At 56.2% G+C, this 20112-nt stretch carries 19 protein-coding genes, 2 tRNA genes and 1 rRNA gene; 13 read left to right on the forward strand and 9 right to left on the reverse strand.

Annotated elements, in window-relative coordinates; all coding sequences use genetic code 11:
- The 3 genes from rrf to A1WC_RS24840 form a co-directional block, all read left to right on the forward strand.
- Window positions 1–105: ribosomal RNA gene (gene rrf, locus A1WC_RS24850) — 5S ribosomal RNA — on the forward strand; the annotation flags it as partial.
- Window positions 106–162: 57 nt separating this feature from the next.
- Window positions 163–239 (forward strand) — tRNA-Asp (locus A1WC_RS24845).
- 52 nt (window positions 240–291) lie between these two features.
- A tRNA-Trp gene (locus A1WC_RS24840) sits at window positions 292–367 on the forward strand.
- Between the two features lie 101 nt (window positions 368–468).
- Here A1WC_RS24840 and hdfR read toward each other — a convergent pair.
- A complete protein-coding gene (hdfR, locus tag A1WC_RS24835; RefSeq protein ID WP_012543255.1) occupies window positions 469–1290 on the reverse strand; it encodes an HTH-type transcriptional regulator HdfR in 822 nt (273 codons plus the stop codon).
- 118 nt (window positions 1291–1408) lie between these two features.
- Between hdfR and A1WC_RS24830 the strand changes: the two genes are divergently transcribed.
- On the forward strand, window positions 1409–1747 hold the full coding sequence (locus A1WC_RS24830) for a DUF413 domain-containing protein (RefSeq protein ID WP_004886877.1): 339 nt from the start codon (window positions 1409–1411) through the stop codon (window positions 1745–1747).
- A 24-nt stretch (window positions 1748–1771) separates the two neighbouring features.
- Here A1WC_RS24830 and A1WC_RS24825 read toward each other — a convergent pair whose 3' ends face one another.
- Window positions 1772–3292: a YifB family Mg chelatase-like AAA ATPase gene (locus A1WC_RS24825; RefSeq protein ID WP_012543254.1), complete on the reverse strand. Its 1521-nt coding sequence runs from the start codon at window positions 3290–3292 to the stop codon at window positions 1772–1774.
- 354 nt (window positions 3293–3646) lie between these two features.
- On the opposite strand from A1WC_RS24825, the gene ilvL reads away from it, so the two are divergent.
- The 7 genes from ilvL to ilvA all read left to right on the forward strand — a co-directional run bounded on the left by ilvL (window position 3647) and on the right by ilvA (window position 10193).
- Window positions 3647–3745, forward strand: coding sequence for an ilv operon leader peptide (ilvL, locus tag A1WC_RS25520; RefSeq protein WP_001311244.1), 99 nt, complete (start codon window positions 3647–3649; stop codon window positions 3743–3745).
- 87 nt (window positions 3746–3832) lie between these two features.
- Entirely contained in the window at window positions 3833–3883 is a 51-nt protein-coding gene (gene ilvX, locus A1WC_RS28465; protein ID WP_175426296.1) for a peptide IlvX, read from the forward strand.
- 2 nt (window positions 3884–3885) lie between these two features.
- On the forward strand, window positions 3886–5532 hold the full coding sequence (gene ilvG, locus A1WC_RS24820) for an acetolactate synthase 2 catalytic subunit (RefSeq protein WP_016160062.1): 1647 nt from the start codon (window positions 3886–3888) through the stop codon (window positions 5530–5532).
- Window positions 5529–5786, forward strand: coding sequence for an acetolactate synthase 2 small subunit (gene ilvM, locus A1WC_RS24815; protein ID WP_008807981.1), 258 nt, complete (start codon window positions 5529–5531; stop codon window positions 5784–5786). Before ilvG ends, ilvM begins: the two co-directional genes overlap by 4 nt.
- 19 nt (window positions 5787–5805) lie before the next feature.
- Entirely contained in the window at window positions 5806–6735 is a 930-nt protein-coding gene (locus A1WC_RS24810) for a branched-chain amino acid transaminase (protein ID WP_008807980.1), read from the forward strand.
- A gap of 60 nt (window positions 6736–6795) precedes the next feature.
- On the forward strand, window positions 6796–8646 hold the full coding sequence (gene ilvD / locus A1WC_RS24805) for a dihydroxy-acid dehydratase (RefSeq protein ID WP_016160063.1): 1851 nt from the start codon (window positions 6796–6798) through the stop codon (window positions 8644–8646).
- Window positions 8647–8648: 2 nt separating this feature from the next.
- Entirely contained in the window at window positions 8649–10193 is a 1545-nt protein-coding gene (gene ilvA, locus A1WC_RS24800) for a threonine ammonia-lyase, biosynthetic (RefSeq protein ID WP_008807978.1), read from the forward strand.
- On the opposite strand, the gene ilvY is transcribed toward ilvA, so the two are convergent.
- Entirely contained in the window at window positions 10190–11080 is an 891-nt protein-coding gene (gene ilvY, locus A1WC_RS24795) for an HTH-type transcriptional activator IlvY (protein WP_012543253.1), read from the reverse strand. The genes ilvA and ilvY overlap by 4 nt on opposite strands.
- A gap of 154 nt (window positions 11081–11234) precedes the next feature.
- On the opposite strand from ilvY, the gene ilvC reads away from it, so the two are divergent.
- Window positions 11235–12710 carry a ketol-acid reductoisomerase gene (ilvC, locus tag A1WC_RS24790; RefSeq protein WP_008807976.1) on the forward strand — a complete coding sequence of 492 codons (1476 nt, stop codon included), beginning with the start codon at window positions 11235–11237 and terminating at the stop codon, window positions 12708–12710.
- A gap of 202 nt (window positions 12711–12912) precedes the next feature.
- On the opposite strand, the gene ppiC (A1WC_RS24785) is transcribed toward ilvC, so the two are convergent.
- Together ppiC (A1WC_RS24785) and ppiC (A1WC_RS24780) are read right to left on the reverse strand one after the other, a co-directional pair.
- A complete protein-coding gene (gene ppiC / locus A1WC_RS24785) occupies window positions 12913–13194 on the reverse strand; it encodes a peptidylprolyl isomerase PpiC (RefSeq protein ID WP_002883180.1) in 282 nt (93 codons plus the stop codon).
- A gap of 51 nt (window positions 13195–13245) precedes the next feature.
- Window positions 13246–13527: a peptidylprolyl isomerase PpiC gene (gene ppiC, locus A1WC_RS24780; RefSeq protein ID WP_008807974.1), complete on the reverse strand. Its 282-nt coding sequence runs from the start codon at window positions 13525–13527 to the stop codon at window positions 13246–13248.
- A 112-nt stretch (window positions 13528–13639) separates the two neighbouring features.
- On the opposite strand from ppiC (A1WC_RS24780), the gene rep reads away from it, so the two are divergent.
- The gene (gene rep, locus A1WC_RS24775; RefSeq protein ID WP_012543251.1) at window positions 13640–15661 is read left to right on the forward strand and encodes a DNA helicase Rep; all 2022 of its coding nucleotides are present in this window, start codon (window positions 13640–13642) and stop codon (window positions 15659–15661) included.
- Window positions 15662–15666: 5 nt separating this feature from the next.
- Here rep and A1WC_RS24770 read toward each other — a convergent pair whose 3' ends face one another.
- From A1WC_RS24770 to gppA, 4 genes are all read right to left on the reverse strand, one after another.
- On the reverse strand, window positions 15667–16389 hold the full coding sequence (locus A1WC_RS24770; RefSeq protein WP_016160064.1) for a DUF554 domain-containing protein: 723 nt from the start codon (window positions 16387–16389) through the stop codon (window positions 15667–15669).
- A 62-nt stretch (window positions 16390–16451) separates the two neighbouring features.
- Window positions 16452–17450: an amidohydrolase family protein gene (locus A1WC_RS24765; RefSeq protein WP_016160065.1), complete on the reverse strand. Its 999-nt coding sequence runs from the start codon at window positions 17448–17450 to the stop codon at window positions 16452–16454.
- Between the two features lie 130 nt (window positions 17451–17580).
- Window positions 17581–18507, reverse strand: a complete 927-nt coding sequence (locus A1WC_RS24760) for a LysR family transcriptional regulator (protein WP_012543248.1) — start codon at window positions 18505–18507, stop codon at window positions 17581–17583.
- Between the two features lie 19 nt (window positions 18508–18526).
- On the reverse strand, window positions 18527–20035 hold the full coding sequence (gppA, locus tag A1WC_RS24755; RefSeq protein WP_012969202.1) for a guanosine-5'-triphosphate,3'-diphosphate diphosphatase: 1509 nt from the start codon (window positions 20033–20035) through the stop codon (window positions 18527–18529).
- Window positions 20036–20112 lie beyond the last annotated feature (77 nt).

The following is a 20112-nucleotide window of genomic DNA, read 5'->3' on the forward strand; positions in this document are numbered from 1 at the left end:
TAGCGCGGTGGTCCCACCTGACCCCATGCCGAACTCAGAAGTGAAACGCCGTAGCGCCGATGGTAGTGTGGGGTCTCCCCATGTGAGAGTAGGGAACTGCCAGGCATCAAATTGCAGTAAGCCGGGGTGACAACCGGTGGTAATAAAGCGAAGAAATTCGGTGGAGCGGTAGTTCAGTCGGTTAGAATACCTGCCTGTCACGCAGGGGGTCGCGGGTTCGAGTCCCGTCCGTTCCGCCACTTATTAAAATTAAGCCTGCTATATTAGCGGGCTTAATAGCGAGAAAGATTTAGGGGCGTAGCTCAGTTGGTAGAGCACCGGTCTCCAAAACCGGGTGTCGCGAGTTCGAGTCTCTCCGCCCCTGCCATATATAATCCTTTGCTTAGGCAAAGGATTTTTTTTGCTTGTAATTTTTCCATTCCTCTCTCTTCCTTGCTTTCTGAGCACTCCATCCATGGAGTCAGATCTTTATTCCAGTATGCTGCTTTTCAGGATCTCGCGAATATGCGCTTGTTTATCACTATTTTGTAGCCAAATGGCATACAGAGGACGTGAGAGCGTTACGCTATCGGTCACCGTATGCAGACCACTTTTCTGCTGCGCCCAACTGACGGGTAACCAGGTACAGCCATTCAAGGTACTGAGTTGCTGATAAGCCAGTTCTGCGGAGCTCGTCGTTAACAGTGGCACATCATCGCTACCAATCAGCCCCACTTCGTTTTGCTGGAAATCCGGCCCCCATTCCAGACGCAGGTAGTTCAAATCATTCTTATTTTTCCCTGGGGCGGCACAATAGAGCGCCAGGGTGAAATTACCCAGCAACTGGCAGCTTAATTCATCCATCTTCGGTGATTCAGTTGTGATCAGGAGATCGAGCTGGCGTTCATGCAACTGTTTAACTAATGACTGACGTTGGGCGATCCGCGCCTCGAATTGCAGGTTATAGGGATCTTTGTAGAGAGTCCCCAGCCAGCCGTTCAGTAGACATTCCCACAGCGACGCGCTGGCCCCGATGGAGAATTCGTTATGTCGCGAAGAGTGAGCGACCTCCTTGCGCGCGGCCTGCCAGGTGTTCATCAACGTTTCGGCGTAGGGCAGTAGCTTTTCTCCGGCGGTCGTCAGACGAATGTTATTACGATGGCGGGTGAACAGGTTCACGCCAAGTTGATTCTCCAGCTGACGAATACGAAAGCTGACCGCTGACTGCGTCAGGTAAAGTGCCTCTGCTGCCCGCCCAAAGTGACGAGTTCTGCTCACTTCCAGGAAAGTCTTGAGCAATTCCGTATCCACACCGTTCTCCACAAAATTATTTGTCGTCATGATTTAAATGTTTTGTTTGACGCTCTGTCAAGCGTAACTAATACTCCGCGCCATAAATAGCTCGGCCAAAGAATCAGGAGCGTGTAGGATGGCGGAAAGCTTTACGACGACTAATCGTTTTTTCGACAATAAAAATTATCCACGCGGGTTCTCCCGTCATGGTGATTTCACCATCAAAGAGGCGCAACTGCTGGAACGTCATGGTTATGCCTTTAACGAACTGGAACTGGGTAAACGCGAACCTGTTACCGATGATGAAAAACAATTTGTCTCGGTGTGCCGTGGTGAACGTGAGCCGGTAACGGAAGCAGAACGCGTATGGATTAAGTATATGGCACGCATTAAGCGGCCGAAGCGTTTCCATACTCTTTCCGGCGGCAAACCGCAGATGGAAGGCGCTGACGATTACACCGAAAGCGATGACTAAGAAAAAAGGGCGTAAGCCCTTTTTTTACGCCATCATTTTCTGCAGATGGTTTAGCATCCGGTCTATTGCCCGATAGCTGAGCGCCTCCTGCAAATGGCGGCGTTCAATCTCTTCAGCTTCTGCCAGATCGGCAATGGTTCTTGCCACCTTTAACAGACGCTGCCAGGCCCGTATAGAAAGCCCCAGCTGCGTTAACGTCTGTTCCAGCCAAAGCGCATCCTCCTGGCGCAAGTGACAGCAGCTCTTCATTTCACGATTCTCAAGATGCGCATTCAGCTTATTTTGCCTGAGCATTTGACGTTCACGTGCCGCCAGCACACGCTGACGGACCATCGCACTCGATTCTTCGCCCTGCGTGCCCTGGCTCAGTATCCCCGGCGGCGGGAGCGGGATCTCTAAAGAAAGATCGAAGCGGTCGAGAAAAGGGCCGGACAGGCGCCCAAGGTAGCGCAATGTCTGCTCAGGCGACGCGCGATTATGTTTGCCCTGATAATGCCCGGTAGGGCTTGGGTTCATTGCCGCGATAAGCTGAAAACGCGCCGGATAGTCAATCTTGGCGCGCGATCGTGATATGTGGATCTTGCCTGACTCAATGGGTTCACGCAGCGCGTCCAGCACCCGTCGTTCAAACTCTGGCAGTTCATCAAGAAACAGCACGCCATTATGGGCCAGTGAAATCTCGCCGGGGACAGGTATTGAGCCTCCGCCTACCATCGCTGCCAGCGAGGCGCTATGGTGAGGGGCGCGAAACGGCCTCTGACGCCACCGGGTCTTCGCAGTCTGGAGGTTGACCAGACTTTGAATGGCCGTGCTCTCCAGCGCTTCCTGGTTGCTTAATGGCGGCAAAAGGCCGGGGAGCCGGCAGGCAAGCATTGTTTTGCCGGTACCGGGCGGGCCAATCAGCAGCAGGTTGTGGCCACCGGCCGCCACAATCTCCAGCGCTCGCTTGCCTTGTTGTTGGCCGATAACATCACGTAGATCTTCACAGCGTTCATCAACGGCGGGCACGTCGGCGAGAGGCGGCGAGAGCGATGCTTGCCCTGCGAGAAACGCGCACACCTGTTGCAGATGGTCGGCGACCAGGCAATCGCTGCCGCCGATCAGACCCACCTCAGCCGCATTGTCAGAGGAGACGACAATGCGCCGGCCGGCTTTGATGGCTTCCATTGCGCTGGGGATCGCCCCTGGAACGCCACGTAAGCCGCCTGTAAGGGCGAGTTCGCCCACAAACTCATATTGATTCAATCGGGTAGTGTTGAGCTGCTCTGAGGCGACGAGAAGCGCGAGAGCGATGGGAAGGTCATATCGCCCGCCCTCTTTGGGCAGATCCGCGGGTGCCAGGTTAATGGTTATTTTCTTCGCAGGGAAAGCGTAGCCGCTGTTGATCAAGGCGCTGCGTACCCGGTCGCGGGCCTCTTTCACGGTGGTCTCCGGTAGCCCGACCATGGTCAAGCCAGGCAGACCGCTGCTGAGATGAACCTCGATAGTAATCAATGGCGCTTCGATACCGAGCGCCGCGCGTGTGTAAACGATGGCGAGCGACATAAAACCTCCTGGACAGAGAAGGATTATGACGAGCCTGCCGTGAAACGGCAGCGGCAATAACACGAAGTTAGAAGCATAAATCCATTATTTTCACGCCATCTCGTTACATTTAGCCGAAAATGGAAGCGTGATCGAAAAACGTGGTGCATCCGAAACAGAGATGGGCGCTGAGCGTACAGCGTGAAAGAAAACTGAATTTTTTTCATTTCTGATTTTCTTCATATAAAACAATTATTTTTCCTGAAACTGTTAGGCTGCTCAGAAACCAGGATATAAAAAAATCTTGTGTTTTATGTGATGTCTGTGGTACCTCTTTAGGTATTCCTTCGAACAAGAAGCCAGAAAGTACAGAAAATGACAGCCCTTCTACGAGTGATTAGCCTGGTCGTGATTAGCGTGGTGGTGATTATTATCCCACCGTGCGGGGCTGCACTTGGACGAGGAAAGGCTTAAGAATCAAGCCTTAACGAACTAAGACCCCCGCACCGAACGGTCCGGGGGTTTTTTTATAACTGAAATAACCTAAGCGAGGAGCAGATGATGACTTTTAGCATAAAATTCTGTTTCTCCCGATTTATGACGGGGAACTAACTATGAATGGCGCGCAGTGGGTGGTACATGCTTTGCGGACACAGGGAGTCGACACAGTTTTTGGCTATCCGGGTGGCGCAATTATGCCGGTTTACGATGCACTGTATGACGGCGGCGTGGAGCACCTGCTGTGTCGGCATGAGCAAGGGGCAGCCATGGCGGCTATTGGCTATGCGCGAGCAACCGGGAAAACCGGGGTGTGCATAGCGACGTCCGGCCCGGGCGCGACCAACCTGATCACTGGCCTGGCGGACGCCCTGCTTGATTCCATTCCCATTGTCGCTATCACCGGCCAGGTGGCCGCTCCCTTCATCGGCACGGATGCGTTCCAGGAAGTAGACGTTCTTGGTTTGTCACTGGCCTGTACTAAGCACAGTTTCCTCGTGCAGTCTCTGGATGAGCTGCCGCGGGTTATCGCTGAAGCTTTCCAGGTGGCAAACTCAGGCCGTCCGGGCCCGGTGCTGGTTGATATCCCTAAGGATATTCAGATGGCCCAGGGCGAGCTTGATCCTCATTTCTCTACCGTCGACGATGAGATGGCGTTCCCGCAGGCGGAGGTTGCTCAGGCTCTGCAGATGCTGGCTCAGTCACAGAAGCCGATGCTGTATGTTGGCGGCGGGGTGGGTATGGCGCAGGCGGTACCAGCTTTGCGTGAATTCCTGGCGGTAACCCGAATACCGGCAACCTGCACGCTGAAAGGGCTGGGCGTGGTGGCCGCAGATTATCCGTATTATCTCGGTATGCTGGGCATGCACGGCACTAAGGCGGCCAACCTGGCGGTACAGGAGTGCGATCTGCTGATCGCTGTCGGCGCGCGCTTTGACGATCGTGTGACCGGTAAGCTCAATACCTTCGCTCCGCATGCCAAAGTGATCCACATGGACATCGATCCGGCGGAGCTGAACAAGCTGCGTCAGGCGCACATCGGTCTGACCGGCGATCTGAACCGCTTGCTGCCGGCGCTGCAGCAGCCGTTAGCTATCGATGCCTGGCGCGAGCATAATGCCGCACTGCGCACCGAGCACGCCTGGCGTTACGATCATCCCGGCGAGGCGATCTACGCGCCGCTGCTGCTGAAGCAGCTTTCCGACCGTAAGCCGGCGGATAGCGTCGTGACAACCGACGTTGGCCAGCACCAGATGTGGTCGGCTCAACATATGACCTATACCCGCCCGGAAAACTTTATCACCTCCAGCGGCTTAGGCACGATGGGCTTTGGCCTGCCAGCCGCCGTTGGTGCCCAGGTGGCGCGCCCGGACGATACGGTGATCTGTATCTCCGGTGACGGTTCCTTCATGATGAACGTGCAGGAGCTGGGCACCGTCAAGCGCAAACAATTACCGTTAAAGATCGTGTTACTCGACAACCAGCGGTTAGGGATGGTTCGACAATGGCAGCAGCTGTTTTTCCAGGAACGTTATAGCGAAACCACTCTGACTGATAACCCTGATTTCCTCACGCTGGCCAGCGCCTTCGGTATTCCTGGCCAACACATCACCCGTAAAGACCAGGTTGAAGCGGCACTCGACACCATGCTTTCGAGCCAGGGGCCATACCTGCTTCATGTCTCAATCGACGAACTTGAGAATGTCTGGCCGTTGGTGCCGCCCGGCGCCAGTAATGCAGAAATGCTGGAGAAATTATCATGAAGCAACATCAGGTCGCTTTGCAGGCGCGTTTCAATCCGGAAACCTTAGAGCGCGTGCTGCGCGTGGTCCGCCACCGTGGTTTTCAAATCTGCGCAATGAATATGGAAACCGCGTCGGATGCGCAAAATATAAATATCGAATTGACCGTTGCCAGCCCGCGGCCCGTCGAATTACTGTTTAGTCAATTAAGTAAACTGGTCGACGTCGCCTGCGTCGAGATCCAGCAACCCACATCACAACAAATCCGCGCCTGAGCGCAGAGGAATAAAAAAAATGACGACGAAGAAAGCTGATTACATTTGGTTCAATGGCGAGATGACCCCATGGGGCGAGGCGAAAGTGCACGTCATGTCCCATGCGTTGCACTACGGGACTTCGGTATTCGAAGGCATCCGCTGCTACGACTCGCACAAGGGCCCGGTGGTGTTCCGTCATCGCGAACATATGCAGCGTCTGCATGACTCAGCCAAAATTTATCGTTTCCCGGTCTCGCAGAGCGTTGATGAGCTGATGGAAGCCTGCCGCGAAGTTATCCGTACCAATAAACTGACCAGCGCTTATATTCGTCCGCTGGTGTTTGTTGGCGATGTTGGCATGGGCGTTAACCCGCCGGACGGTTACAAAACCGACGTTATCATCGCGGCGTTCCCGTGGGGCGCCTACCTCGGCGCAGAAGCGCTGGAGCAGGGGATCGATGCGATGGTTTCTTCCTGGAACCGCGCGGCGCCTAACACCATCCCAACCGCGGCGAAAGCGGGCGGCAACTATCTCTCCTCTCTGCTGGTCGGCAGCGAAGCGCGTCGTCACGGTTATCAGGAAGGTATCGCGCTGGATGTTAACGGTTATATCTCCGAAGGTGCAGGCGAAAACCTGTTTGAGGTAAAAGATGGCGTGCTGTTTACTCCGCCGTTCACCTCTTCCGCGCTGCCGGGCATTACCCGCGACGCGATCATCAAACTGGCGAAAGATCTTGGCATCGAAGTGCGCGAGCAGGTGCTGTCCCGTGAATCGCTGTACCTCGCGGATGAAGTGTTCATGTCCGGCACCGCGGCAGAAATCACCCCGGTACGCAGCGTTGACGGCATCCAGGTCGGCGCAGGTCGCCGCGGGCCGGTGACCAAACGCATTCAGGAAGCCTTCTTTGGCCTCTTCACCGGTGAAACAGAAGATAAATGGGGCTGGTTGGATCCGGTAAGTAAGTAATTAAAAATGGGACGGCACGCACCGTCCCATTTAATAAACAGAGATGGGAGTAAAAAGAGCATGCCTAAGTACCGTTCCGCCACCACCACACATGGCCGCAACATGGCGGGCGCCCGCGCGTTGTGGCGCGCAACCGGAATGACCGATGCCGATTTCGGCAAACCGATTATCGCCGTCGTCAACTCCTTTACCCAGTTTGTCCCCGGGCACGTGCACCTGCGCGATCTCGGTAAACTGGTTGCTGAGCAGATTGAAGCGGCAGGCGGTGTCGCCAAAGAATTTAACACCATCGCGGTGGATGATGGGATCGCCATGGGCCACGGGGGTATGCTCTATTCACTGCCATCCCGCGAGCTGATCGCTGACTCGGTCGAGTACATGGTTAACGCCCACTGTGCTGATGCCATGGTCTGTATCTCCAACTGCGACAAAATCACTCCGGGGATGCTGATGGCCTCTCTGCGCCTGAACATTCCGGTGATCTTTGTTTCCGGTGGCCCAATGGAAGCCGGGAAGACCAAGCTGTCAGATAAAATCATCAAGCTCGACCTGGTGGATGCGATGATCCAGGGGGCGGATCCGAAAGTGTCCGACGAACAGAGTAACCAGGTGGAACGTTCCGCTTGTCCGACCTGTGGTTCCTGTTCCGGGATGTTCACCGCGAACTCCATGAACTGCCTGACCGAAGCGCTGGGCCTGTCACAGCCGGGTAACGGCTCGCTGCTGGCGACCCACGCCGATCGTAAGGAGCTGTTCCTGAACGCCGGTAAACGTATCGTGGAGCTGACCAAACGCTACTACGAGCAGGATGACGCTTCCGCCCTGCCGCGCAATATCGCCAGCAAGGCGGCATTTGAAAACGCCATGACCCTCGATATCGCGATGGGCGGTTCAACCAATACCGTACTGCACCTGCTGGCGGCGGCGCAGGAAGCCGAAATCGACTTCACCATGAGCGATATCGACAAACTGTCCCGCAAGGTCCCGCAGCTGTGTAAAGTGGCGCCGAGTACGCAGAAATACCATATGGAAGACGTGCACCGGGCCGGTGGCGTTCTGGGCATTCTGGGCGAGCTGGACCGCGCTGGTTTACTCAACCGCGATGTGAAAAACGTCCTTGGCCTGACGCTGCCGCAGACCCTGGAACAGTACGATGTAATGGTGACCCAGGACGACGCGGTGAAAAAAATGTTCCGCGCCGGCCCGGCCGGGATCCGTACCACCCAGGCGTTCTCGCAGGATTGCCGCTGGGATACGCTGGATGACGATCGCGCCGAGGGATGTATCCGTTCTCTGGAACATGCCTACAGTAAAGACGGTGGCCTGGCGGTCCTGTACGGTAACTTTGCCGAAAACGGCTGTATCGTCAAAACCGCTGGTGTGGACGATAGCATCCTGAAATTTACCGGCCCGGCGAAAGTTTATGAAAGCCAGGACGAAGCGGTTGATGCCATCCTCGGCGGCAAAGTCGTGGAAGGCGACGTCGTGGTTATTCGCTATGAAGGGCCGAAAGGCGGGCCGGGGATGCAGGAGATGCTCTATCCGACCACCTTCCTGAAGTCCATGGGTCTTGGCAAAGCGTGCGCGCTGATCACCGATGGCCGTTTCTCCGGCGGCACCTCCGGGCTTTCCATCGGCCACGTATCGCCGGAAGCGGCGAGCGGCGGCAACATCGCGATCATCGAAGATGGCGACATGATTGCTATCGATATTCCGAACCGCGGTATTCAGCTGCAGCTCAGCGATGCCGAAATCGCCGCCCGTCGCGAAGTACAGGAAGCGCGTGGCGATAAGGCGTGGACGCCGAAAGACCGCGAGCGCCAGGTCTCCTTTGCACTGCGCGCTTATGCCAGCCTCGCGACCAGCGCCGACAAGGGCGCGGTGCGCGATAAATCAAAACTGGGTGGCTAATTATGGCGGACTCACAACCCCTGTCCGGTGCCCCTGAGGGCGCCGAATACCTGAGAGCAGTGCTGCGCGCGCCAGTTTATGAAGCGGTGCAGAAAACGCCGCTGCAAAAAATGGAGAAGCTCTCTTCGCGGCTGGATAACGTTATTCTGGTCAAACGCGAAGATCGCCAGCCGGTACACAGCTTTAAGCTGCGCGGCGCCTACGCGATGATGTCCAGCCTGACGGCGGAACAGAAATCGAATGGGGTGATCACGGCGTCGGCAGGCAACCATGCGCAGGGAGTGGCTTTCTCAGCCTCCCGGCTTGGGGTTAAGGCGCTGATCGTGATGCCGGTGGCGACCGCGGATATCAAAGTCGATGCCGTTCGCGGTTTTGGCGGCGAAGTGCTGCTGCATGGCGCCAACTTTGACGAAGCGAAGGCGAGAGCGATTGAGCTGGCGCAGCAGCAGGGCTTTACCTGGGTGCCGCCGTTTGATCACCCGATGGTGATCGCGGGTCAGGGAACGCTGGCGCTGGAGCTGCTGCAGCAGGATGCCCACATCGACCGTGTATTCGTCCCGGTGGGCGGTGGCGGTCTGGCGGCGGGCGTGGCGGTGCTGATCAAGCAGCTGATGCCGCAGATTAAAGTGATAGCGGTAGAAGCGGAAGACTCGGCATGTCTGAAAGCGGCGCTGGATGCCGGCCATCCGGTGGATCTGCCGCGCGTCGGTTTGTTTGCTGAAGGCGTGGCGGTCAAACGCATCGGCGATGAAACCTTCCGTTTGTGCCAGGAGTATCTGGACGACATCATCACTGTCGACAGCGACGCTATTTGCGCGGCGATGAAAGATCTGTTCGAAGATGTGCGGGCGGTGGCGGAGCCTTCCGGCGCGCTGGCGTTGGCGGGGATGAAGAAATATGTCGCCCAGCACAATATTCGCGGCGAGCGACTGGCTCATATTCTGTCCGGGGCCAACGTTAACTTCCACGGCCTGCGCTACGTGTCTGAGCGCTGCGAGCTCGGGGAACAGCGCGAAGCGCTGCTGGCGGTGACGATCCCGGAAGAGAAGGGCAGCTTTCTGAAGTTTTGCCAACTGCTGGGCGGGCGCTCGGTGACGGAGTTCAACTACCGCTTTGCTGATGCTAAAGATGCCTGCATTTTTGTCGGGGTACGCCTGAGTCGCGGGCTGGAGGAGCGGAAAGAGATCCTCCAGTTACTGAACGATGGCGGCTACAGCGTCGTTGACCTTTCCGATGACGAAATGGCCAAGCTCCATGTGCGCTATATGGTCGGCGGCCGGCCGTCCAAAGCGCTGCAGGAGCGGCTGTTCAGCTTCGAGTTCCCTGAATCGCCGGGGGCGCTGCTGAAGTTCCTGCACACCCTTGGCACCCACTGGAATATTTCGCTGTTCCACTACCGTAGCCACGGCACCGACTATGGTCGGGTGTTAGCGGCCTTTGAGCTGGGCGAGCACGAGCCGGACTTTGAAACCCGCCTTAATGAACTGGGCTATGAGTGCCACGACGAAACCCATAACCCGGCGTTCCGCTTTTTCCTCGCGGGCTAGTGGTTAGGCAGGATTTTCCAGAAAGCATCAATAAGCGGCTCATGCAGCCGCTTTTTTTGTGCGCAAACGCCCAGCTCAAACGGGGTTTGCTCATCACTGCGCTCCAGAATCATCACCCGGTTGCGTACTGGTTCCGGGCTGTTTTCCAGTACCACCTCCGGTAGCAGCGCCACGCCGCAGCCGAGGGCGACCATCGACACCATCGCTTCGTGTCCCCCGACGGTGGCATAGATCGACGGGTTGCTGATTTTATGGCGTCGAAACCACAGCTCGATGCGCCGACGTACCGGCCCCTGGTCAGCCATGATAAACGGCACTGTCGACCAGTCCGGACGCTCGACGGTCACCTGGTTACGCACCGGGCAGGGAAGCGCCGGGGCAATTAACACCACGGCGAGGTTCTCCAGCATCGAAAACGCCACCGATCCCGGCAGGGTCTCTGGTTTACCGGCAATCGCCAGGTCGGCTTCGCCGGTGACGACCTTCTCCATGGCGTCAGCGGCATCGCCGGTCGATAATTTTATCTCAACCGAAGGATGCGCGGCGCGAAAGCGGTCGAGGATCGGCGGCAGATGGCTATAAGCGGCGGTGACAGAGCAGAAGATATGCAGCTCGCCGGAGAGCGACGGTCCCTGCTGATCGATGGCGTGGCGAAGCTGCTGATACTGCAGTAAGGTCTGCTGGGCAAAGGTGCGTAACTCTTCCCCGGCTTCGGTGAGCGTCACCGTGCGATTATCACGCACGAACAGCGGCTGGCCGAGGTCCTCTTCCAGGCGTTGGATCTGCCGCGAAAGGGTCGAAGGACTGACGTGCATGGCCCGCGCGCTGCGGCCAAAATGGCGGCTTTCCGCCAGATGCAGAAAGGTTTTCAGATCGCGTAAATCCACGGCGCGTACTCCCCGATTTTGTATTTCATAAATTGCAACGTGACGTTGTGAATATATCAATTTCCGCAATAAAATTCCTGTCATATAGTAAGTTCATTCTCGCAAAAGCGAACCGAACAATAAGCACGACAACACAACATCACGAGGTATCACCATGGCTAACTACTTCAACACACTGAATCTGCGCCAGCAGCTGGCACAGCTGGGCAAATGCCGCTTTATGGGGCGCGATGAATTTGCCGATGGCGCAAGCTATCTTCAGGGTAAAAAAGTAGTCATCGTCGGCTGTGGCGCGCAGGGCCTGAACCAGGGTCTGAACATGCGTGATTCCGGCCTGGATATCTCCTATGCGTTGCGTAAAGAAGCGATTGCCGAGAAGCGCGCTTCCTGGCGTAAAGCGACCGAAAACGGCTTCAAAGTCGGTACCTATGAAGAGCTGATCCCGCAGGCCGACCTGGTGGTTAACCTGACGCCGGACAAACAGCACTCTGACGTTGTGCGTTCCGTACAGCCGCTGATGAAAGACGGCGCGGCGCTGGGTTACTCCCACGGCTTCAACATCGTTGAAGTGGGCGAGCAGATCCGCAAAGACATCACCGTGGTGATGGTGGCGCCGAAGTGCCCGGGTACCGAAGTTCGTGAAGAGTACAAACGCGGTTTCGGCGTGCCGACGCTTATCGCCGTCCACCCGGAAAACGATCCGAAAGGCGAAGGCATGGCTATTGCCAAAGCCTGGGCAGCGGCGACCGGCGGCCATCGTGCGGGCGTTCTGGAATCCTCCTTCGTGGCGGAAGTGAAATCTGACCTGATGGGCGAGCAGACCATCCTCTGCGGCATGCTGCAGGCGGGTTCTCTGCTGTGCTTCGACAAGCTGGTGGCGGAAGGTACCGATCCGGCGTATGCGGAAAAACTGATTCAGTTCGGCTGGGAAACCATCACCGAAGCGCTGAAGCAGGGCGGTATTACCCTGATGATGGATCGCCTCTCTAACCCGGCGAAACTGCGCGCTTATGCGCTGTCCGAACAGCTGAAAGAGATCATGGCGCCGCTGTTCCAGAAACACATGGACGACATCATCTCCGGCGAATTCTCCTCCGGTATGATGGCAGACTGGGCGAACGATGATAAGAAACTGCTGACCTGGCGCGAAGAGACCGGCAAAACCGCGTTCGAAACCGCCCCGCAGTATGAAGGCAAAATCGGCGAGCAGGAGTACTTCGATAAAGGCGTGCTGATGATCGCGATGGTGAAAGCGGGCGTTGAGCTGGCGTTCGAAACCATGGTTGATTCCGGCATCATCGAAGAGTCCGCTTACTATGAATCACTGCACGAGCTGCCGCTGATCGCGAACACTATCGCCCGTAAGCGTCTGTATGAAATGAACGTGGTTATCTCTGATACCGCAGAGTACGGTAACTACCTGTTCTCTTACGCTTGCGTACCGCTGCTGAAAGAGTTTATGACTACCCTGCAGACCGGCGACCTGGGCAAAGCGATTGCTGAAGGCGCGGTAGATAACGCTCAGCTGCGCGATGTGAACGAAGCAATTCGCAGCCACGCTATCGAGCAGGTAGGTAAGAAACTGCGCGGTTATATGACTGATATGAAACGTATCGCGGTAGCCGGCTAATTCCTCGTCGTCTTTCGACTTGCCGATGCGTTGGCTACGGTACGTACACCCCAGTCACATAGTAATCTATGTTCCTGGGGATGTACTTCCTTGCCGCCTTCCGGCAAGCCGAAATCCATAGAGGAATGGATTTGTTTAGTCGGTCTGATAAGCGAAGCGCCATCAGGCAGAAACCCGGAGATTAAGATCCCCGGGTTTTTTATTATTTCCGGTATAGCACTTTGATGATGTGGTAGCCGAACTGGGTATGCAGCGGGCCGGTTGGCTCCAGTTCCGGGCAGGAGAAGACCACTTTATCGAAGGCCGGTACCATCTGGCCCTGGCGGAACTCACCCAGATCGCCGCCGCGTTTGCCTGACGGACAAATGGAGTGTTTCTTTGCCAGCTTGCCGAAATCGGCGCCGTTTTTGAGCTGCTCGAGCAGATCGAGCGCCAGTTTCTCTTCTTTTACCAGGATGTGCAGTGCTGCCGCGGTTTTAGCCATGATTGCGCCTTGATTGAGTTGGGATAAATCAGGGCGCCATAGTAGCACGCGTTACCGGCGATACAGCACCTTGATGATATGGTAGCCAAATTTGGTTTTCACCGGGCCATAGGGTTTGAGCAGCGGACAGCTGAAGACAGCTTGATCAAACGGGCCGACCATCGTCCCCTGCGGGAATTCGCCTAAATCACCGCCATGACGTCCGGACGGACACTTTGAGTAACGCTTCGCCAGATGATCGAAGCTGATGCCCCGTTCCAGTTTGGCGAGGATCTCGTGCGCCAGTTTCTCTTCTTTAACCAGAATATGCAGGGCCGCTGCGCTTTTTGCCATTACCAGATCCTCAGGATGAATTGCGTGGCTGACACTTTACCATCAGCCGGTAAATCTCGGCCTCGCTTTCTGCTACAATCCACACCCCGTTCGAAGATTGAGCAATATTCCCATGCGTTTAAACCCTGGCCAACAACAAGCCGTCGAATTCGTTACCGGACCGTGCCTGGTGCTGGCGGGCGCCGGTTCCGGTAAGACCCGCGTTATTACGAATAAAATCGCCCACCTGATCCGCGGCTGCGGCTATCAGGCGCGCCATATCGCGGCCGTCACCTTCACCAACAAGGCCGCGCGCGAAATGAAAGAGCGCGTCGGGCAAACGCTGGGGCGCAAAGAGGCGCGCGGGCTGATGATCTCCACCTTCCACACCCTGGGGCTGGATATCATCAAACGTGAATACGCCGCGCTGGGAATGAAGTCTAACTTTTCCTTGTTCGATGATACTGACCAGGTCGCGCTGCTGAAAGAGCTCACCGAAGGGTTGATCGAAGATGACAAAGTGGTGTTGCAGCAGCTGATCTCGACGATCTCCAACTGGAAAAACGATCTGAAAACCCCGGCGCAGGCGGCGGCTGGCGCGAAAGGCGAACGGGACCGCATTTTCGCCCACTGCTATGGGCTGTACGATGCGCACATGAAGGCCTGCAACGTCCTCGATTTTGACGATCTGATCCTGTTGCCGACGCTGCTGCTGCAGCGTAATGAAGAGGTGCGCGAACGCTGGCAGAACAAAATCCGTTACCTGCTGGTGGATGAGTATCAGGATACCAACACCAGCCAGTATGAACTGGTGAAATTACTGGTGGGGCAGCGCGCGCGTTTTACCGTGGTGGGGGACGATGACCAGTCGATCTACTCGTGGCGTGGCGCGCGGCCGCAGAACCTGGTGCTGCTCAGCCAGGACTTCCCGGCGCTGCAGGTGATCAAGCTTGAACAGAACTACCGCTCCTCCGGGCGTATTCTGAAAGCTGCTAACATTTTGATCGCTAATAACCCGCACGTCTTTGAAAAGCGGCTGTTCTCAGAACTTGGCTACGGTACCGAGCTGAAAGTACTCTCCGCCAACAATGAAGATCATGAAGCGGAGCGCGTGGCCGGGGAACTGATCGCCCACCACTTTATTAATAAAACCAACTACAAAGACTACGCGATCCTTTACCGCGGCAACCACCAGTCGCGGGTCTTTGAAAAGATGCTGATGCAGAACCGCATCCCGTACAAAATCTCCGGCGGCACGTCGTTCTTCTCGCGTCCGGAAATTAAAGACCTGCTGGCCTATCTGCGCGTGCTGACCAACCCGGATGACGATAGCGCCTTCCTGCGTATCGTCAACACGCCGAAACGCGAGATCGGCCCGGCGACGCTGCAAAAGCTGGGTGAGTGGGCGATGAGCCGCAATAAAGGCTTATTCACCGCCAGCTTTGACATGGGGTTAAGCCAGACGCTGACCGGGCGCGGCTACGAATCCCTCACGCGCTTTACCCACTGGCTACGGGAAATTCAGCAGCTGACCGAACGCGAGCCCGTTGCCGCCGTGCGCGATTTGATTCGCGGGATCGACTACGAATCCTGGCTGTATGAAACCTCGCCCAGCCCGAAAGCCGCGGAAATGCGAATGAAAAACGTCAACCAGCTGTTTACCTGGATGACCGAGATGCTGGAAGGCAGCGAAATCGATGAGCCGATGACCCTAACGCAGGTGGTCACCCGCTTTACCCTGCGGGACATGATGGAGCGCGGCGAATCGGATGAAGAGCTCGATCAGGTGCAGCTGATGACCCTCCATGCCTCAAAAGGGCTGGAGTTCCCGTATGTTTACCTGGTGGGAATGGAAGAGGGATTGCTGCCGCACCAGAGCAGCATCGATGAAGATAACGTCGATGAAGAGCGCCGGTTAGCCTACGTCGGCATCACCCGTGCGCAAAAAGAGCTGACCTTTACGCTCTGTAAGGAACGCCGACAGTATGGTGAGCTGGTGCGCCCGGAGCCAAGCCGTTTCCTGCTCGAGCTCCCGCAGGACGATCTGATATGGGAGCAGGAGCGAAAAGTTATCTCTGCGGAAGAACGTATGCATAAAGGCCAGGCCAACGTCGCGAATATTAAAGCGATGCTGGCGAAGGCGAAAAAAGGCTAACGCCCTCAGGCGACAAACTGCTGCCAGGCGGCGGAGAAGGGCATTACCAGCAGCAGTGAGGGCAGCATATTGGCGGTGGGGAAGGCGCGGATCCCGCACAGACGAAAACCTGTCGCCAGCATAATGATGCCGCCGCAGGCAGTGAAATCAGCAATCATCGATGGGTTTATCAACGTCATAATAAACGTGGCGGCGAAGAACAGAATCACGAAGATGATCAGCTGAGGAATAAAAATCGTAGTGATGATGTAGCCCAGCGTGGACGCGAAAATCGCGGCAGTGAAAAAGTCGAGTATCGACTTGGTCAGCAGAATGGTTGGGTCGCCGGTCATCCCTTCGGTTAAAGCACCGAAGATGCCGGTGCCGCTGGCGCAGAAGAGGATCAGCACGGCGATAAACTGATTCATAAAATCTTCCGCACTCACGCTGGCGCTGGCCTGCGCCGGGAAAATGCGCTCAATGGGCGTGCGTAGCGTTGTCCCGGCCCGCTCAATCCATTTTTCAATATTCAGCAGACCGCCGATAATCGTGCCGACAATAATGGCCAGGGCAATGGGTGGCAGATTATGCAATTTATTGACAAAGTGGATGCCCATGCTGATGGAGATCAGACCGGCAATTAGCGGCAAGGTTTTCTTGAAGTGTTCCGGAATAAAGCGATTCAGCGAGGCGCCGGCCAGCGCACCGACGAGAAGCGAGCCGCTACAGACAAATATACCTATTGCCATCATTTATTCTCCCTAATAAAAACAGGGCCTGAATATTCAGGCCCTGAAGTCTGTCTTTAATATTATTGAATGTTAAAGACGCGGCTGGCATTGCCCCAGGCAATTTTATCTTTCAGGCCCGCTTCAAGTTCTAACGGATCAAACCAGTCACAAGCCTGATGAATATCTTCATACGGATAATCGACAGAGAACATCACACGATCGGCGCCCATGACTTCAATGGCATTATTCAGCGAATGGGTATTAAAATGGCCGCTGGTGGTAACAATGAAGTTATTCTGCAGGTAGTGCATTAACGGTTTTTCCGCTTTACCCAGACCGCAGCCGAAACGCTGACGATAGAGGCGGTGCTGAGTGCGCGGCAGCATATGAACCAGCCCTTCGCCGAGGTGGCCCAGTACCAGATTGAGGTTAGGATAACGATCGAACAAACCACTCATCATCAGACGGATAGCATGCACTGCCGTTTCCTGCGCAAAGCCCCACGCGGAGCCGATCAGGCTTTCGTAACCGGTGTAGATGCCGCGCGCAGGACCTTCCAGCGGTTCGCGAGGATGCAGGTACACCGGTACGTTCAGCTCGTTGACCTTATCCCAGAAAACCAGCATCGATTCGTCATCAAGATACAGGCCATGCTCGCTATCTTTAACGTTGGTATAGCCGTTGATCAGCGCGCCTTTCATGCCTAGTTTCTTCACGGCGCGCTCCAGCTCTTCCGCCGCGGCTTCCGGGTTTTGCAAGGCCAGGGTGGCGAAAGCGCTAAATTTATCCGGATTTGGCTTCACATAATTCTCGACGATAAAATCGTTAGTATCATGAGCAAAAGAGACCGCTTTGGCTTTATCTAAAATAGATTGCGCGCCAGGTGAAGTTAGAGAAAGAATGACGTGGTCAATATGACGCTGCGCCATTTCTTCCAGCTGAATACTGCGATCCAGCAGGCGACGTTCAACGTCTTTCATATATTCTGTACCGTTACGGCCGGCTTCACCGGTTGAATCCCACAGACGGTTATTTTCAGGAGTGGAGACGTGTTCTTCTAAAGCGATTTTTCCGCGCATGATATATTCCTTGCGATATTTGTCAGTATGGCTCGATGCAATGAGAATAAAAGCTTTCTCGTATTGCCAGCAATAAACCAAACGTAATAGGGATTATCAGTAAAACTAATACAGCGGTATATTTCGCGGTTTAGATCGTAATAGATCCGCTCTGCTGAGCGGGATCGGCAAGTGCGGCGATCAGCGAACGTAGCCAGATATGCCCGGGATCGCGGTGCAGCCGCTGATGCCAGACCTGACGGATGGCGATCCTGGCGAGAGGAAAAGGTAGCGGCCAGCTGCGGCAGGGATAGCGGCGGGTGATATGCCGCGCCACCTGTTCCGGGACGACGGCAATCATATCGCTTTCGGCCACCAGCTCGCCGGTACCTAAAAAGCTCGGTAATGTCAGCGCGATCCGCCGGGGCATACTGTGCTCATCAAGCCGCTTATCCATATCGCCGTGGGCAGTCCCCTCCACGCGGATCGCCAGATGCTTTTCCTGCCGCCAGTCTTCGGCACGAAGCTGGGTTCGAATACGTGGGTGATTTTCCGCCGCCAGGCAGACATACGATTGATCGAAGAGATGCTGCTGGTAGACGCTATCCGGAAGCTGCGTCAGGTAGCCGATCGCGAGATCACATTTCCCGGATTCGAGGGCGTTGAGGGTCTGCTCATCCAGATTCTGTATCGTAAAGGTGATCCCGTCCGCCGCCTGCTGCTGGAGCGCAATTTGCAGCAAAGGCAACAGCGTCATTTGACTGATATCGGTCATTCCGATCGTGAAGTTACGCTGGCTCTGCTGGGGAAGAAATTCAGGTTTGACGGCTAAATCGTTATCGGCAAGCTGGAGAAGGGTAAATACAGTCGGGGCGATCGCGTCCGCTCGCGGCGTCGGCATCATCCGCTGTCCCACCCGGACAAACAACGGGTCAGCAAAATGATCCCGTAGTTTTTTCAGCAAAAGGCTGCCGGTGGGTTGGCTGATATTCAGCGCGTCAGCCGCCGGGGAGACATTGCCTAGCCGGTAGAGCGCGGAGAAAAAGCGTAGCGATTTGAAATCCAGTTCTTCCCGCATCCGCCCTCCTGGCTGGATATTATCTTGGCGTATCGCCGCTGGTGACCCGTAGCGTCCAGTGGACGTAGCTTTGCCATTGACACTCCTGATCGACCATTTCCCGGCCAAGCGGATGTTCAGCCAGCCAGTTCTCCGGCAGCGTCAGCGTTAACTGGTCGTCGTGAGCGGCCAACTGAATGGCCGGCAACAAATCGTCGCGCCGCCGGCTGGCAAACAGGATCGCCAGTCGCAGCAGGCGACACAGATGTTCGGCCACTCGCGGCGGGACCGCATTCTGCTGATGAAGCGAAGACAGGTCGATGGCGTTGGTCTGATTCAGGAGCAGCGTGGCAATCAACTTCTTCTGCGCCGGGGTAAAGCCGGGCAGGTCGAGGTTATTGACCAGATAAGCCGCGTGCTGCGGCGCGCGCTTGAAATCCACACTCAGCCCAATTTCATGCAGCGAGCAGGCGCTGAGGAGTAAATCGCGGCTCAGCGGGTCCAGCTCCCAGCTGCCATCCAGCTGACTGAGCAGATGGCTGGCCAGACTGGCGACGCGCTGGGCCTGCTCGGTGTCGATCATAAAACGGCGCTGAATATTGCGCAGGGTGCGGCTGCGGATGTCCTGTTCGACAGAGAGATGCAGCATGCCGTACACCAGACCTTCGCGTAACGCGCCGCCTGCCAGGGTCATACACTGAATATTCAGTTCGCTGAAGATAGCGATCAGGATCGCCAGCCCGCTCGGGAACACCAGCGCCCGCTCAAGGGTTAAGCCTTCGATCTCCAGCTCTTCCAGACGTCCGCACTGGATGGCGCGCTGTTTAAGCTGCTGGAGTTTGGCGAGGGTGATGCGTTCATCCATCCCCTGCGCCATCATAATTTCCTGCAGCGCCTGAACGGTGCCGGAAGCGCCGACGCACACTTTCCATCCGTGATAGCGCAGCACATCGGCGATGGGTAATAACACCTCGCGCGCGGCCGCTTCGGCGAGATCGAAATTCTCTTTCGTCAGGCTACGGTCGGCAAAATAGCGTTCAAGCCAGGTCACACAGCCCATCGACAGACTGAACAGCGAGGTCGTTTGCGCGCCGGTGCCGGTCACCAGCTCGGTGCTGGCGCCGCCGATATCGACCACCAGACGCTGATCGGCGCCGCCGGTGGTGTGGGCGACACCCTGGTAAATCAGGCGCGCTTCTTCTTCGCCGCTGATCACCTGCACTGGCGTGCCGAGGATCTCTTGCGCTTTCGCCAGAAACTCCTCTGCATTGACGGCAAGACGTAGCGTGGCGGTGGCCACGACGCGAATTTGCGTCGGCGGAATATCCTGCAGGCGTTCGGCAAACAGGCGTAAGCACTGCCAGCCGCGCTCCATCGCTTCCGCGGAGAGCGTGTTGTCGCTATTCAGACCGGCGGCCAGACGAACCTTACGCTTAATACGGCTCAGCGTCTGGATGCTGCCCGCCACCTCGCGCACTACCAACATATGGAAACTGTTGGAACCCAAATCAATGGCGGCATACAGCGAGGTGGAGCTCATACTCTTCATCGTTCAGAAGGCTCCCTGGTTGGCGGAGCATTTAGGCCCGGTCCACATCACTGAGCGGGTTGCCAGAGGAAGGTCGC

Origin of the sequence: Klebsiella sp. KTE92 (assembly GCF_000398905.1) — a bacterium.
GTDB lineage: Bacteria > Pseudomonadota > Gammaproteobacteria > Enterobacterales > Enterobacteriaceae > Klebsiella > Klebsiella variicola.

Bases quoted from the DNA above. Each gene is read 5' to 3' on its own strand.
- A1WC_RS24830 (WP_004886877.1), top strand. From the start codon at position 1,409: ATGGCGGAAAGCTTTACGACGACTAATCGTTTTTTCGACAATAAAAAT.
- A1WC_RS24825 (WP_012543254.1), bottom strand. From the start codon at position 3,292: ATGTCGCTCGCCATCGTTTACACACGCGCGGCGCTCGGTATCGAAGCG.
- ilvL (WP_001311244.1), top strand. From the start codon at position 3,647: ATGACAGCCCTTCTACGAGTGATTAGCCTGGTCGTGATTAGCGTGGTG.
- ilvG (WP_016160062.1), top strand. From the start codon at position 3,886: ATGAATGGCGCGCAGTGGGTGGTACATGCTTTGCGGACACAGGGAGTC.
- ilvM (WP_008807981.1), top strand. From the start codon at position 5,529: ATGAAGCAACATCAGGTCGCTTTGCAGGCGCGTTTCAATCCGGAAACC.
- A1WC_RS24810 (WP_008807980.1), top strand. From the start codon at position 5,806: ATGACGACGAAGAAAGCTGATTACATTTGGTTCAATGGCGAGATGACC.
- ilvD (WP_016160063.1), top strand. From the start codon at position 6,796: ATGCCTAAGTACCGTTCCGCCACCACCACACATGGCCGCAACATGGCG.
- ilvA (WP_008807978.1), top strand. From the start codon at position 8,649: ATGGCGGACTCACAACCCCTGTCCGGTGCCCCTGAGGGCGCCGAATAC.
- ilvC (WP_008807976.1), top strand. From the start codon at position 11,235: ATGGCTAACTACTTCAACACACTGAATCTGCGCCAGCAGCTGGCACAG.
- ppiC (WP_002883180.1), bottom strand. From the start codon at position 13,194: ATGGCTAAAACCGCGGCAGCACTGCACATCCTGGTAAAAGAAGAGAAA.
- ppiC (WP_008807974.1), bottom strand. From the start codon at position 13,527: ATGGCAAAAAGCGCAGCGGCCCTGCATATTCTGGTTAAAGAAGAGAAA.
- rep (WP_012543251.1), top strand. From the start codon at position 13,640: ATGCGTTTAAACCCTGGCCAACAACAAGCCGTCGAATTCGTTACCGGA.
- A1WC_RS24770 (WP_016160064.1), bottom strand. From the start codon at position 16,389: ATGGCAATAGGTATATTTGTCTGTAGCGGCTCGCTTCTCGTCGGTGCG.
- A1WC_RS24765 (WP_016160065.1), bottom strand. From the start codon at position 17,450: ATGCGCGGAAAAATCGCTTTAGAAGAACACGTCTCCACTCCTGAAAAT.
- A1WC_RS24760 (WP_012543248.1), bottom strand. From the start codon at position 18,507: ATGCGGGAAGAACTGGATTTCAAATCGCTACGCTTTTTCTCCGCGCTC.
- gppA (WP_012969202.1), bottom strand. From the start codon at position 20,035: ATGAAGAGTATGAGCTCCACCTCGCTGTATGCCGCCATTGATTTGGGT.